Origin of the sequence: Streptomyces sp. CY-1, from assembly GCF_047218265.1 — a bacterium.
GTDB lineage: Bacteria > Actinomycetota > Actinomycetes > Streptomycetales > Streptomycetaceae > Streptomyces > Streptomyces niphimycinicus.
This window is the reverse complement of the sequence record NZ_CP178393.1, coordinates 6,317,889-6,330,020: the sequence shown is the minus strand read 5'-3', so window position 1 is coordinate 6,330,020 and position 12,132 is coordinate 6,317,889. Positions and strand designations below refer to the sequence as shown.

At 71.2% G+C, this 12,132-nt stretch carries 14 protein-coding genes; 6 read left to right on the top strand and 8 right to left on the bottom strand.

The window, feature by feature from the left end:
• Positions 1-3: 3 nt before the first annotated feature.
• The 3 genes from ACK1X7_RS27350 (at position 4) to ACK1X7_RS27340 (ending at position 1,735) form a co-directional block, all read left to right on the top strand.
• Positions 4-465 (top strand): phage holin family protein, encoded by a 462-nt coding sequence (locus tag ACK1X7_RS27350; RefSeq protein WP_014061744.1) that lies wholly within the window; start codon positions 4-6, stop codon positions 463-465.
• Positions 462-1,388: an alpha/beta fold hydrolase gene (locus ACK1X7_RS27345; RefSeq protein WP_361503118.1), complete on the top strand. Its 927-nt coding sequence runs from the start codon at positions 462-464 to the stop codon at positions 1,386-1,388. Before ACK1X7_RS27350 ends, ACK1X7_RS27345 begins: the two co-directional genes overlap by 4 nt.
• 143 nt (positions 1,389-1,531) lie before the next feature.
• Complete coding sequence (locus ACK1X7_RS27340; protein ID WP_253208696.1) at positions 1,532-1,735, top strand: hypothetical protein; 204 nt, start codon at positions 1,532-1,534, stop codon at positions 1,733-1,735.
• Between the two features lie 159 nt (positions 1,736-1,894).
• Here ACK1X7_RS27340 and ACK1X7_RS27335 read toward each other — a convergent pair whose 3' ends face one another.
• The 3 genes from ACK1X7_RS27335 to nth are packed head-to-tail and all read right to left on the bottom strand — an operon-like array spanning position 1,895 to position 4,635.
• Complete coding sequence (locus ACK1X7_RS27335; protein ID WP_385150683.1) at positions 1,895-3,094, bottom strand: MarP family serine protease; 1,200 nt, start codon at positions 3,092-3,094, stop codon at positions 1,895-1,897.
• A gap of 12 nt (positions 3,095-3,106) precedes the next feature.
• Complete coding sequence (locus ACK1X7_RS27330) at positions 3,107-3,793, bottom strand: NUDIX hydrolase (RefSeq protein ID WP_413115772.1); 687 nt, start codon at positions 3,791-3,793, stop codon at positions 3,107-3,109.
• Complete coding sequence (gene nth, locus ACK1X7_RS27325) at positions 3,790-4,635, bottom strand: endonuclease III (RefSeq protein WP_398158561.1); 846 nt, start codon at positions 4,633-4,635, stop codon at positions 3,790-3,792. The genes ACK1X7_RS27330 and nth overlap by 4 nt, the downstream gene beginning before the upstream one ends.
• A 248-nt stretch (positions 4,636-4,883) precedes the next feature.
• On the opposite strand from nth, the gene ACK1X7_RS27320 reads away from it, so the two are divergent.
• Positions 4,884-5,558 (top strand): Crp/Fnr family transcriptional regulator, encoded by a 675-nt coding sequence (locus tag ACK1X7_RS27320; protein ID WP_014061749.1) that lies wholly within the window; start codon positions 4,884-4,886, stop codon positions 5,556-5,558.
• 181 nt (positions 5,559-5,739) lie between these two features.
• Here ACK1X7_RS27320 and ACK1X7_RS27315 read toward each other — a convergent pair whose 3' ends face one another.
• The 4 genes from ACK1X7_RS27315 to ACK1X7_RS27300 form a co-directional block, all read right to left on the bottom strand.
• Positions 5,740-6,570 (bottom strand): MBL fold metallo-hydrolase, encoded by an 831-nt coding sequence (locus tag ACK1X7_RS27315; RefSeq protein ID WP_385150689.1) that lies wholly within the window; start codon positions 6,568-6,570, stop codon positions 5,740-5,742.
• A complete protein-coding gene (locus tag ACK1X7_RS27310; RefSeq protein ID WP_385150692.1) occupies positions 6,567-7,643 on the bottom strand; it encodes an NUDIX hydrolase in 1,077 nt (358 codons plus the stop codon). The genes ACK1X7_RS27315 and ACK1X7_RS27310 overlap by 4 nt, the downstream gene beginning before the upstream one ends.
• A 160-nt stretch (positions 7,644-7,803) precedes the next feature.
• Complete coding sequence (locus ACK1X7_RS27305; RefSeq protein ID WP_390795268.1) at positions 7,804-8,274, bottom strand: RidA family protein; 471 nt, start codon at positions 8,272-8,274, stop codon at positions 7,804-7,806.
• Entirely contained in the window at positions 8,274-8,429 is a 156-nt protein-coding gene (locus ACK1X7_RS27300; protein ID WP_020870215.1) for a DUF4177 domain-containing protein, read from the bottom strand. Before ACK1X7_RS27300 ends, ACK1X7_RS27305 begins: the two co-directional genes overlap by 1 nt.
• Before the next feature lie 72 nt (positions 8,430-8,501).
• Between ACK1X7_RS27300 and ACK1X7_RS27295 the strand changes: the two genes are divergently transcribed.
• Both ACK1X7_RS27295 and ACK1X7_RS27290 read left to right on the top strand, forming a co-directional pair.
• A complete protein-coding gene (locus ACK1X7_RS27295) occupies positions 8,502-9,479 on the top strand; it encodes an ArsA-related P-loop ATPase (RefSeq protein ID WP_413115771.1) in 978 nt (325 codons plus the stop codon).
• A gap of 53 nt (positions 9,480-9,532) precedes the next feature.
• The gene (locus ACK1X7_RS27290) at positions 9,533-10,942 is read left to right on the top strand and encodes an ArsA family ATPase (RefSeq protein ID WP_413115770.1); all 1,410 of its coding nucleotides are present in this window, start codon (positions 9,533-9,535) and stop codon (positions 10,940-10,942) included.
• A 576-nt stretch (positions 10,943-11,518) separates the two neighbouring features.
• Here the strand turns inward: ACK1X7_RS27290 and ACK1X7_RS27285 are convergent.
• Positions 11,519-11,854 (bottom strand): WhiB family transcriptional regulator, encoded by a 336-nt coding sequence (locus ACK1X7_RS27285; protein ID WP_014061756.1) that lies wholly within the window; start codon positions 11,852-11,854, stop codon positions 11,519-11,521.
• Positions 11,855-12,132 lie beyond the last annotated feature (278 nt).

The window sequence follows — 12,132 nt, the reverse complement described above, 5'->3', positions numbered from 1 at the left end:
GCGATGAGCGCAGCCGACGACGGCGGCAACCGCAGCCTCGGCAAGCTGGTGGCGACGGCGACCACCGAGCTGTCGGCGCTGATGCACGACGAGATCGCGCTGGCCAAGGCCGAGCTCCGGGTGGGGGCCAAGAAGGCCGCGGTCGGCAGCGGCGCGGGGATGGCGGCCGGGGTGCTGCTGCTGTTCTCGCTGCCGGTGCTGAGCTTCGCCCTCGCCTACGGCATGCGCGCCTGGACCGGCCTCGGCCTCGCCTGGTGCTTTCTGATCGTGGGCGGTATCTACTGGCTGTTCGCCGGGATCCTGGGGCTGCTGGCGCTGCTGAAGTTCAAGAAGGTCAAGGCGCCGAAGCGGTCGATCGCCTCGTCCAAGGAGAGCGCCGCCGTACTGGGGAGCGTCAAGCCGCATCCGCGTGCCGAGAGCAATGGCGGACGCTCGGTGCGGGATATGACACGCTCGTCGGCATGACCGTCCCTGATAGCTCCGCGTCGGTCGTACGGCTCGACGGCCCCTGGACCCACCGGGATGTCGCGGCCAACGGCGCGCGCTTCCACATCGCCGAGCTGGGTGACGGCCCGCTGGTGCTGCTGCTGCACGGCTTTCCGCAGTTCTGGTGGGCCTGGCGGCACCAGTTGCCCGCGCTCGCCGACGCCGGCTACCGCGCGGTCGCGATGGATCTGCGCGGGGTGGGCGGCAGCGACCGTACGCCCCGGGGCTACGACCCGGCCAACCTCGCCCTCGACATCACCGGTGTGATCCGTTCGCTGGGTGAGCCGGACGCCGCGCTCGTCGGCCATGACCTGGGCGGATACCTGGCGTGGACGGCCGCGGTGATGCGGCCGAAGCTGGTGCGGCGGCTCGCGGTGGCCTCGATGCCGCATCCCCGCCGCTGGCGCTCGGCGATGCTGGCGGACGTCAAGCAGAGCGCGGCCAGCTCCCATGTGTGGGGCTTCCAGCGGCCCTGGCTGCCCGAGCGCCACCTGGTCGCGGACGACGCGGCGGCCGTGGGGCGGCTCCTCCGGGAGTGGTCCGGGCCGCGACTGCCCGAGGACGAGGCCGTGGAGGTCTACCGGCGGGCGATGTGCATCCCCTCGACAGCGCACTGCTCGATCGAGCCGTACCGTTGGATGGTGCGGTCGCTGGCACGGCCGGACGGTTTCCAGTTCAACCGGCGCATGAAGCGGCCGGTGCAGGTCCCGACCCTGCATCTGCACGGGTCACTCGACCCGGTGATGCGGACCCGTAGCGCGGCGGGCTCCGGGGAGTATGTCGAGGCCCCCTACCGCTGGCGGCTCTTCGACGGGCTCGGCCACTTCCCGCACGAGGAGGACCCCCGGGCCTTCACCTCCGAGCTGATCAACTGGCTGAAGGACCCCGAACCCGACCGCTGAGCGGCGTCGGCGGTACGCATTCCGACCGGCTCACGACGATCAGGCGAACATCTGTTTTTCGAACAGCCAATTGCCTGGAGCATAGGCCAATTGCCGCAGCCACCGGCGATTACGGACCTTGGGTCAGGGGCAGACACCGAGGTATGGGCTGGACTCACGACTACCGTGACGCACCAAACGGCCGCGGCCCCCAGGCCGCCGCTCCTGCCAATGCCGCGCTGAGTGTTTCCGAGCGGGGCGGCTCCGGGCCTACCCAAGGCCATGACCCGAACCTCGGGATTCCCCGCATCATCCGCCGCCGGGCCCGGTGGGTCTCGGCGCGGTTGCGCCATCCACGCAGCCGTTAGCAGTACCTCCGGGGCGGCCCGGGGCCCGGCGACACCGGAAACCCCTGGTAGCACGCTCGGCACCGGCGCATCACCCCGCTTGGGAGGGCCTCTCCGCTTTGGAGGGCCACACTCCGCCGGGCGCATCCGCTCCGGAGGGCCTATCCCTCGGCCACAGCTCTAGAGGGCACACCCCTGGCTGTCCACCGGCTGGTCGGCCGTACGCCCCTTCTCGATGTCCTGGCTCACCTCGTCCGCCGTCAGCGCGTACCCGGTGTTCGCATCGTCGAGGGACTTGGCGAAGACCACGCCGTACACCCGCCCCTGCGGGGTGAGCAGCGGACCGCCGGAGTTGCCCTGCCGCACGGTCGCGTACAGCGAGTACACATCGCGGTGCACGGTGGAGCGGCGGTAGATGTCGGGACCGTTGGCCTCGATACGGCCGCGGACCCGGGCGGCGCGCACATCGAAGGCGCCGTTCTCCGGGAAGCCGGCGACGATCGCGCCATCACCGGAGCGCGCGTCGTCCTGAGCGAACTGGAGCGCCGGGGCCTGAAGCGAGGGCACATCGAGGACCGCGATATCGCGCTTCCAGTCGTAGAGCACGACCTTGGCGTCGTACAGCCGGCCCTCGCCGCCTATCTGTACGGTCGGGTCGCTGACGCCGCCGACGACATGGGCGTTGGTCATGACCCGGTTCGGTGCGAAGACGAAGCCGCTGCCCTCGAGGACCTTGCCGCAGCTCGGGGCGGTGCCGACGACCTTGACGATGCTCTCCTGCGCCCGCGTGGCCACCGGGGACTGGGCGAGCGCGGGATCGGGCTGCGGCACCGAGGTGATCGGCTCGTTGGCGAAGGGCGAGAAGACCTGCGGGAAGCCGTTCTGCGCGAGCACGGACGAGAAGTCGGTGAACCACGTGTTCGCCTCGTCCGGAACGACGCGGGAGACCCCGAGCAGCACCTTGGAGTCACGGACCTCCCTGCCCAGGGTGGGGAGCGAGGTCTGGGCCACCAGGGAGCCGATCAGCCAGGCCACCAGCAGCATCGCCAGGACGTTCACCAGCGCGCCGCCGGTCGCGTCCAGGGCGCGCGCCGGTGACCAGGTGATGTACCGCCGCAGCTTGTTTCCCAGATGGGTGGTGGCGGCCTGGCCGACCGAGGCACACACGATCACCAGGACGATCGCCACCACGGCACCCACCGTGCCGGGGGATGTCTTGTCGGTTGTGCCGTCCCATATGAGCGGCAGCAGATAGACCGCGATCAGCCCACCCCCGATGAACCCCGTCACCGACAGCACACCGACGACGAAGCCCTGGCGGTAGCCGACGACCGCGAACCATACGGCGGCGAGCAGCAGCAGGATGTCCAGCACATTCACCGGAACACCGTCTCACGCGCGCCAGTCGAGTGAGACGTGCTTGGCGCGGTCCCACGGTCGCTCCCACCCCGCGAAATGCAGGATGCGATCGATCACTCCGGCGGTGAAGCCCCAGACCAGAGCGGATCCCACCAGGAAGGCGGGCCCCCGGTGGCCGCTGGGGTGGACGGTCGTGGCCCGGTTCGCCGGGTCCGTGAGATCCGCCACGGGAACCGTGAAGACCCGGGCCGTCTCGGCCGGGTCCACGGCCTCGACCGGGCTGGGCCGGCGCCACCAGCCGAGCACCGGCGTGACGACGAAACCGCTCACCGGAATGTAGAGCCGCGGAAGCACGGCGAAGACCTGCACCCCCGAGGGGTCGAGCCCGGTCTCCTCCTCGGCCTCGCGCAGCGCCGCGCGCAGCGGGCCCTCCTCGTCCGGATCCCCGTCCTCCGGGTCGAGGGCGCCGCCGGGGAAGGAGGGCTGGCCGGCGTGCGAGCGCAGCGAGCCGGAGCGCTCCATGAGGAGCAGCTCGGGGCCGTCGGCGCCCTCGCCGAAGAGCACCAGCACGGCGGAGGGGCGGCCGCCGCCCTGCGGGGGCGGCAGGAACCGGCTGAGCTGACGCGGCTCGATCGTCTCGGCCAGCCGCGCCACCGGCAGCAGCCACTCGGGCAGCCCGTGGGCGCTGACCTCCACATCCCCGCCGTACGTGCTCGTCACTCGGCGGCTCCCAGGGGGGCGGCGGGACGGCCGGGGTAGTCGGACGGCGGGCGCAGGCGCTGGCCCGGCTGGCCGCCCAGCTCGTACTTCAGCAGCTTCTTCGCCTTGTCCGGGTCGGTCTCGCCCTCCCCGTACGCCGGGCAGAGCGGGGCGATCGGGCAGGCGCCGCAGGCGGGCTTGCGGGCGTGGCAGACGCGGCGGCCGTGGAAGATGATGCGGTGCGAGAGCATCGTCCACTCGCTCTTGGGGAAGAGCGCGGCGATCTCCGCCTCGACCTTCTCGGGGTCCTCCTGGGCGGTCCACTTCCAGCGCCGCACCAGCCGCCCGAAGTGGGTGTCCACGGTCAGGCCCGGCACTCCGAAGGCATTGCCGAGCACCACATTGGCCGTCTTACGGCCGACACCGGGCAGGGTGACCAGATCCTCGAGCCGGCCCGGGACCTCGCCGCCGAAGCGGTCGCGGAGGGCGGCGGACAGGCCCAGCAGCGATCTGGCCTTGGCGCGGAAGAAGCCGGTCGGCCGGATCAACTGCTCCAGGGCCTCCGGGTCGGCCGCCGCCATGTCCTCGGGCGCCGGATAGGCGGCGAAGAGCGCGGGGGTGGTCTGGTTGACCCGCAGATCGGTGGTCTGGGCGGACAGGACCGTGGCCACCAGCAACTGAAAGGGGCTCTCGAAGTCCAGCTCGGGATGGGCGTACGGATACACCTCGGCGAGCTCTCGGTTGATGCGCCGGGCGCGGCGGACGAGGGCGAGCCGGGACTCGGGGCGGGTACCCTTCGAGCCCTTGACCGATTTATGCGGCTTCGCGGCTTCTGTCGACTCAGCGGATTCTTGTTCGCCCACAGCGGAATTACGAGGTGCGGTCACCCGTCCGGCCCCCTTGCCCTGTGCTCTCACCGGCGTATTGGACACCCGGCCAGCCTAAGCCCACCCACTGACATCCGCCCCGGCCACCGCGAAGAGGTCCCCAATCGGACCCCTGCCGCACAGCTCGGGAGGCCAGTGCGTCAAACTTGTGATTGATCGCACTGTTTTACCGTCCGGCATCATGGGGACGTCGGTCCCCTGTGCATGTCGACAAGGAGAGACTCGTGGACGACGTTCTGCGGCGCGCCCCGCTCTTCGCGGCGCTCGATGACGAGCAGGCCGCTGAGCTGCGCGCCTCCATGGGAGAGGTCACCCTCGCGCGGGGTGACGCGCTCTTCCACGAAGGGGACCCCGGCGATCGCCTGTACGTGGTCACCGAGGGCAAGGTGAAGCTCCACCGCACCTCTCCCGACGGCCGCGAGAACATGCTCGCCGTGCTCGGTCCCGGCGAGCTGATCGGCGAACTGTCGCTGTTCGACCCCGGCCCGCGTACCGCCACCGCCACCGCCCTTACCGAGGTCAAGCTGCTCGGCCTCGGCCACGGCGATCTACAGCCGTGGCTGAACGCCCGGCCCGAGGTCGCCTCCGCGCTGCTGCGGGCGGTCGCCCGGCGCCTGCGCAAGACCAACGACCAGATGTCCGACCTGGTCTTCTCCGACGTTCCCGGTCGGGTCGCCAGGGCCCTGCTGGACCTGTCGCGCCGCTTCGGCGTGCAGTCGGAGGAGGGCATCCACGTCGTCCACGACCTGACCCAGGAGGAGCTGGCCCAGTTGGTCGGCGCCTCCCGCGAGACCGTCAACAAGGCGCTCGCCGACTTCGCGGGCCGCGGCTGGCTGCGGCTGGAGGCGCGCGCGGTGATCCTGCTGGACGTCGAGCGGCTGGCCAAGCGCTCCCGCTGACGCCGGACGGAACCGCCGGACGGAACGGATTACGCGAAAACGGAACGTAAGGGCCTCGCCGGCATTCCGGCGGGGCCCTTACGGCGCTCATGAGCGGGCGGCCCACAGGCGGACCACAGGCTGTGAGGCCAGAGGGCGGACCCACAGCCCCGCAGCCCGCCAAGCTCCCGTAAGACCGGCCTCAGATCAGCCCGTGCTCGCGCAGATAGTCGAGCTGGGCCCGTACCGACAGCTCCGCCGCCGGCCACAGGGAGCGATCCACATCCGCGTACACATGCGCCACGACCTCCGAGGGCGTCCGGTGCCCGTCCTCGACGGCCGTCTCCACCTGCGCGAGCCGGTTGGCGCGATGCGCGAGGTAGTACTCCACGACGCCCCGGGCGTCGTTCAGCACCGGCCCGTGGCCCGGCAGGACGGTGTCCACCCCGTCGTCCACCGTCAGCGAGCGCAGCCGCCGCAGCGAGTCCAGATAGTCACCGAGCCGACCGTCCGGATGCGCGACGACGGTCGTGCCCCGACCCAGCACCGTGTCGCCCGTAAGGACCGCACCATCGGCCGGAAGGTGGAAGGACAGCGAGTCGGCGGTGTGGCCGGGCGTGGGCACCACCCGTAGCTCCAGACCGCCGGTGGTTATGACGTCCCCGAGCCCCAGCCCCTCCTCCCCGAGCCGCAACGCGGGATCCAGGGCCCTTACGGACGTCCGCGTCAGCTCGGCGAAGCGCGCCGCGCCCTCCGCGTGGTCCGGATGCCCATGGGTGAGCAGGGTCAGCGCGACCCGTCTGCCCGCCCGCTCCGCTGTCGCGATGACGTCCTTGAGGTGCGCGTCGTCGAGCGGCCCGGGGTCGATGACGACGGCGAGGTCGGAGTCGGGCTCGGCGACGATCCAGGTGTTGGTGCCGTCCAGCGTCATGGGTGAGGCGTTCGGGGCCAGGACGCAGACGGCCCGGTCGGTGGCCGGGCCACCGATGGTGCCCCCACGCGGCTGGCCGGGCAGAGCGGATGCGTACGTCATGCGGAGGGTCCCCCCGTGGCTCCCGGGATGTGCTTGGTGAACTCATCATGACCCGGCCAGCTCAACACCAGTTCCCCGTTTTCCACCCGCGCCTGGGCCAGGACCGGCGTCAGATCCCGGTCCGCCGCCGCGGCAAGTGCGTCGGCGACCGCGCCATGGGCCGCGAGCTGGCGCAGCGTCGCGATCGTGGGCGGCATCATCAGCAGCTCGCCCCGGTCGTAGCCGTCGGCCGCGTCGCCCGGGCGGATCCAGACGGTCCGGTCCGCCTCCGTGGAGGCATTACGGGTGCGCTGCCCCCGCGGCAGCGCAGCCACGAAGAACCAGGTGTCATAGCGGCGCGGTTCGAACTCCGGGGTGATCCAGCGCGCCCAGCAGCCCAGCAGATCCGAGCGGAGCACAAGCCCCCGGCGGTCCAGGAACTCCGCGAACGACAGGTCCCGGGCGACCAGCGCCACCCGGTCCGCCTCCCAGTCGTCCCCCGTCGTGTCCGCGACCACGGTGTGCGGTGTCGGGCCCGCGAGCAGGACCCCCGCCTCCTCGAAGGTCTCGCGGACCGCCGCGCACACGATGGCCTGAGCCTGCGTCGCCTCGCTCGGGTCCAGGCCCAGCCGCCGCGCCCACTGCGCCCGCGAGGGACCGGCCCAGGTGACCATCCGCTCGTCGCGCGGGTCCACGGAACCGCCCGGATAGGCGTACGCGCCTCCGGCGAAGGCCATGGAGGCGCGTCTGCGCAGCATGTAGACGGCGAGCCCGTCGGCCCCTCCCGCCGTGTTCCGCGGGCCCTCTGGGGGCGTTTCAGGGCCTTCCGGGGCCGCCGAGGGCTCCGGCACCGTGTCGAGCCTCTCCGCTGCGTCGAGCCCGTCCGGTGAGTGCTCCCCGGCCCCGCCCCGGGCGTTCCGGGCGTTCCGGACGTCCTGTGGTGTGTCCTGCCCGTCCGTTCCGTCCGGTCCGTCCCGCAGCAGCAGCACGGTGGCGGCCCGGCGCGGTGTCACCGGTGTGAGCTCGCCCGCCGACAAGAGGCGGATCCGCTCTGGCCACTCGGGTGGATACCACTGGCCATTCGTAGTGGACATGGCCGGATGCTATGCGCTTACGGGCTGATGTTCGAGTGGCACCGGCGGCGCCACGCCGGGGTCGGCCCGCGTACCGACGGTCACACCGGTACGCGCCCACCGGCCCACCGGCACGGCCCGCCCACGGGCCAGGCGCCCCGGTCCGTCACCGCGACGCTCGCTAGTCGGCGACCTCGACCTGGATCTCGACCTCGACCGGCGCGTCCAGCGGCAGCACCGCCACGCCCACCGCGCTGCGCGCGTGCACGCCCGCGTCGCCCAGGGCCTCGCCCAGCAGCTCGCTCGCACCGTTGACGACAGCCGGCTGACCGGTGAAGTCCGATGCCGAGGCGACGAAACCGACGACCTTCACGACACGCACGACGCGGTCGAGGTCACCGACGACCGACTTCACGGCGGCCAGCGCGTTCAGCGCACAGGTGCGCGCCAGCTCCTTGGCCTCCTCCGGGGTCACCTCCGCGCCGACCTTGCCGGTCACGCCCAGCTTCCCCTCGACCAGCGGCAACTGGCCCGAGGTGTAGACGTACGAACCGGTGCGCAGCGCGGGCACATAGGAGGCCAGGGGCGCCGCGACCTCGGGCAGCTTCAGTCCGAGCCCGGCGAGCCTGCCCTCGACGATGCCGCCCGCCATCAGCCCTTCTCCCGCTTCAGGTAGGCCACCAACTGCTCAGGGTTGGGCCCGGGGACCACCTGGACCAGCTCCCAGCCGTCCTCGCCCCAGGTGTCCAGAATCTGCTTCGTGGCGTGTACCAGCAGCGGTACGGTCGCATATTCCCACTTGGTCATGGGGGCGACTGTAATGCCTCTCCGCCGGGCCCTGGTGCGTAGGGCGAGGGGCGACTGGTTAGGCTCCCCAGTGTGAGCAGGCTCCATGTCGTCAGCGGTAAGGGCGGAACCGGCAAGACCACGGTCGCCGCCGCACTCGCGCTGGCCCTCGCGGCCGAGGGCAGGCGCACCCTGCTGGTCGAGGTCGAAGGCCGTCAGGGCATCGCACAACTCTTCGAAACGGAGCCGCTGCCCTACGAGGAGCGGAAGATCGCCACCGCGCCGGGCGGCGGGGAGGTGCACGCTCTGGCGATCGACCCGGAGTTCGCACTTCTGGACTACCTCCATATGTTCTACAAGCTGGGCTCGGCCGGACGCGCCCTCAAGAAGCTCGGCGCGATCGACTTCGCGACCACCATCGCCCCGGGGCTGCGGGACGTCCTGCTGACCGGCAAGGCGTGCGAGGCGGTGCGCCGCAAGGGCAAGGACGGCCGCTTCGTCTACGACTCCGTGGTCATGGACGCGCCGCCCACCGGCCGCATCACCCGCTTTCTGAACGTCAACGACGAGGTGGCGGGGCTGGCCAGGACCGGCCCGATACACAACCAGGCACAGGCCGTGATGCGGGTCCTGAAGTCGCCCCAGACGGCGGTCCACATGGTGACCCTGCTGGAGGAGATGCCGGTCCAGGAGACCGCGGACGGCATCTCCGAGCTGCGCGCCGACGGCCTCCCGACGGGCGGGGTCATCATCAACATGGTGCGGCCCGCGGTCCTCGACCACGAGGCCGTCGAGGCCGTCGCCAACGGGCGGCGTACGGCCGTCGCCAAGGCGCTCTCCCAGGCGGGCCTGGGCGGTGCGCGCCGTGGCGGCATGGCCGAGCGGCTGGTCGACCCGCTGCTGGAGCAGGCGCGCGAGCATGCCGAGCGGGTGGCGCTGGAGCGGGCGCAGCGCGCCGAGCTGACCGGCCTGAGGCTGCCGCTGCACGAGTTGGAGCTGCTTACGGACGGCATCGACCTGGCGGGGCTCTACCGGCTCGCGGCGGATCTGCGCAAGCAATGGCCGGCGTGAGCGGCGCCCGCCGTAAGGGCGCCACGGACAACGAGTCGTACGCAGGAGGCGGCATGAGCATGGACGTGGCACCCCGGCTGGACATCGACGTCCTGCTGGACGATCCGCAGACCCGCATCGTGGTGTGCTGCGGCTCCGGCGGCGTCGGCAAGACCACCACCGCCGCCGCCCTGGGCGTACGGGCCGCCGAGCGCGGCCGTAAGGTCGTCGTCCTCACCATCGACCCGGCCCGCCGGCTCGCCCAGTCCATGGGCATCGACGCGCTCGACAACATCCCGCGCCGGGTGGACGGCATCGGCGACGGAAACGGCGGCGAACTGCACGCCATGATGCTGGACATGAAGCGGACGTTCGACGAGTTCGTCGAGGCGCACGCCGACCCCGAGCGCGCCCGGGCCATCCTCGCGAACCCCTTCTACCAGTCGCTCTCGGCCGGTTTCGCGGGCACGCAGGAGTACATGGCCATGGAGAAGCTCGGCCAGCTCCGGGCCCGCGACGAATGGGACCTGATCATCGTCGACACCCCGCCCAGCCGGTCGGCGCTGGACTTCCTGGACGCGCCGAAACGTCTCGGCTCCTTCCTGGACGGGAAGTTCATCAAGGTGCTGATGGCGCCGGCGAAGGTGGGTGGCAAGGCCGGGATGAAGTTCCTGAACGTGGGCGTGTCGATGATGACGGGCACGGTCAGCAAGGTGCTCGGCGGGCAGCTCATGCGCGACGTCCAGACGTTTGCTGCCGCGATGGACACCATGTTCGGCGGATTCCGTACTCGCGCGGAGGCCACCTACCGGCTACTCCAGGCTCCCGGTACGGCCTTCCTCGTCGTGGCCGCGCCCGAGCGGGACGCGCTGCGGGAGGCCGCGTACTTCGTCGAACGCCTGGCCGCGGACCGGATGCCGCTGGCCGGGCTGGTGCTGAACCGGGTACACGGCAGCGGGGCCGAACAGCTCTCGGCGGAACGGGCGTTGGCCGCCGCGGAGATCCTTACCCTGACGGGCGACCCCGCGGATCCGGACGATCCGGCTGACCCGGACGATGCGGCTGACCCGGACGATGCGGCTGACCCGGCTGACCCGAACGATGCGCTCGCGAACGTGGCGGAGGGAAGCGATCCGGCCAAGAACGGTGCCGGGGCAGAAAATCTTGCCGACGGCGGATTTGTCGATCCCCCCTCAGGGAATGCTCAAGCGCGGAACCCCTCGGCAGCGGACCCCGACGTCTCCCCCACGTCGGCGGACACGTCGGCGGAGCGGCTCGCCGCGGGCCTGCTTCGGCTGCACGCGGAGCGTATGCAGGTGCTCGGACGCGAGCAGCGCACACACGACCGCTTCACGGCTCTCCACCCCGAGGTTCCGGTGGCCCAAGTGGCCGCACTCCCTGGCGACGTACACGACTTGGCAGGGCTGCGAGCGATCGGTGATCGCCTCGCGGTCCCAGTGGAACGGACCAAACGCGCGGGCTGAGTCGGTGCCCGTGCGGCGGTCGGCCGCGCGCACGAAGGAGACGCACGACAGACACCACGCATAACGGACAGCCATGACGGACAGCGGAGGCGTGCCGAAGCATGCAGACGCACCGAGGCAAGCCGAGGTAAGCAGTCGCGCGAGCGCGCGTAGCGGGGCCTTGACGGACACGGCGGCCACCCAGCAAGCGGCGCATGGCACACGGCGCACGCACAGCACACGGGCGGCACACAGCACACGGGCGGCACGCGGCAGGCCAGAGCCACCGGGGGCGCAAGTGGCGACAGCCCAGTCGCAGGCCAACCCCCGGCCCGCACCGACCCGTTAGCCCACGTCACGTCACCCGTGTCACACGCACACGCACTCGCGCCCCCACGGCCGACCGCGGCCAGGGCCGCGGTCGTGCTCGGAGGCGTGCGCGTACCCGTACCCGCCCCTGACGAGGCGCGCCGTACTCGCACCCCCACTCGTGCCGATGACGAGAGGTGGGTGAGGTGATGGTGAGGCGAGACGCTCACACCGGCAGGCCGTCAGCCGACCGCCGGCGCATCGCCGTCCGGCCTATCCGACCGCGGCCTATCCGACCGCGGCGAAGCGCTCGTAGTCCTCGTCGTCGAAGGGCAGAATCCCCGCGCTGCGCTCGTACTCGACACGCGCGGTCTCCAGGAGCCTGCGCCAGGAGGTCACCGTCGGCCGGCGGCGCAGCAGTGCTCGCCGCTCGCGCTCGGTCATCCCTCCCCACACGCCGAACTCCACGCGGTTGTCCAAGGCATCCGCAAGGCACTCGGTGCGCACCGGGCATCCGGTGCAGACCGCTTTGGCCCTGTTCTGTGCCGCGCCCTGGACGAACAGTTCATCTGGATCAGTAGTGCGGCAGGCGGCCTGCGCACTCCAGTCGGTTACCCAGCCCATGCTGGCGCCGTCCTCTCCCGAATCGGAGCTCCCCCACGGCGACAAACGGCATATTCACCGTCGCCAGTTGAGGACGTTACGGAAGCGAGACAAGGCGCAACACCCCCTGCGGGCCCAATCTTGGATGGTCCGAACGGACTATGGGTACGCGGCAGATCACCCAACGGAGTGAGCTGACGACATTTGCGATTACTAGTGCAAATACGGGCAGTTCACCCGCCGAACAGCGGGCAGCTCGGGACAGGGGCCACAATCCGGGCAGGTCTCATCGCTCACTT

Excerpts from the sequence above, each read along its gene's own strand:
- ACK1X7_RS27350 (WP_014061744.1), top strand. The coding sequence starts at position 4 with ATGAGCGCAGCCGACGACGGCGGCAACCGCAGCCTCGGCAAGCTGGTG.
- ACK1X7_RS27345 (WP_361503118.1), top strand. The coding sequence starts at position 462 with ATGACCGTCCCTGATAGCTCCGCGTCGGTCGTACGGCTCGACGGCCCC.
- ACK1X7_RS27340 (WP_253208696.1), top strand. The coding sequence starts at position 1,532 with ATGGGCTGGACTCACGACTACCGTGACGCACCAAACGGCCGCGGCCCC.
- ACK1X7_RS27315 (WP_385150689.1), bottom strand. The coding sequence starts at position 6,570 with ATGACGTACGCATCCGCTCTGCCCGGCCAGCCGCGTGGGGGCACCATC.
- ACK1X7_RS27310 (WP_385150692.1), bottom strand. The coding sequence starts at position 7,643 with ATGTCCACTACGAATGGCCAGTGGTATCCACCCGAGTGGCCAGAGCGG.
- ACK1X7_RS27305 (WP_390795268.1), bottom strand. The coding sequence starts at position 8,274 with ATGGCGGGCGGCATCGTCGAGGGCAGGCTCGCCGGGCTCGGACTGAAG.
- ACK1X7_RS27300 (WP_020870215.1), bottom strand. The coding sequence starts at position 8,429 with ATGACCAAGTGGGAATATGCGACCGTACCGCTGCTGGTACACGCCACG.
- ACK1X7_RS27290 (WP_413115770.1), top strand. The coding sequence starts at position 9,533 with ATGAGCATGGACGTGGCACCCCGGCTGGACATCGACGTCCTGCTGGAC.
- ACK1X7_RS27285 (WP_014061756.1), bottom strand. The coding sequence starts at position 11,854 with ATGGGCTGGGTAACCGACTGGAGTGCGCAGGCCGCCTGCCGCACTACT.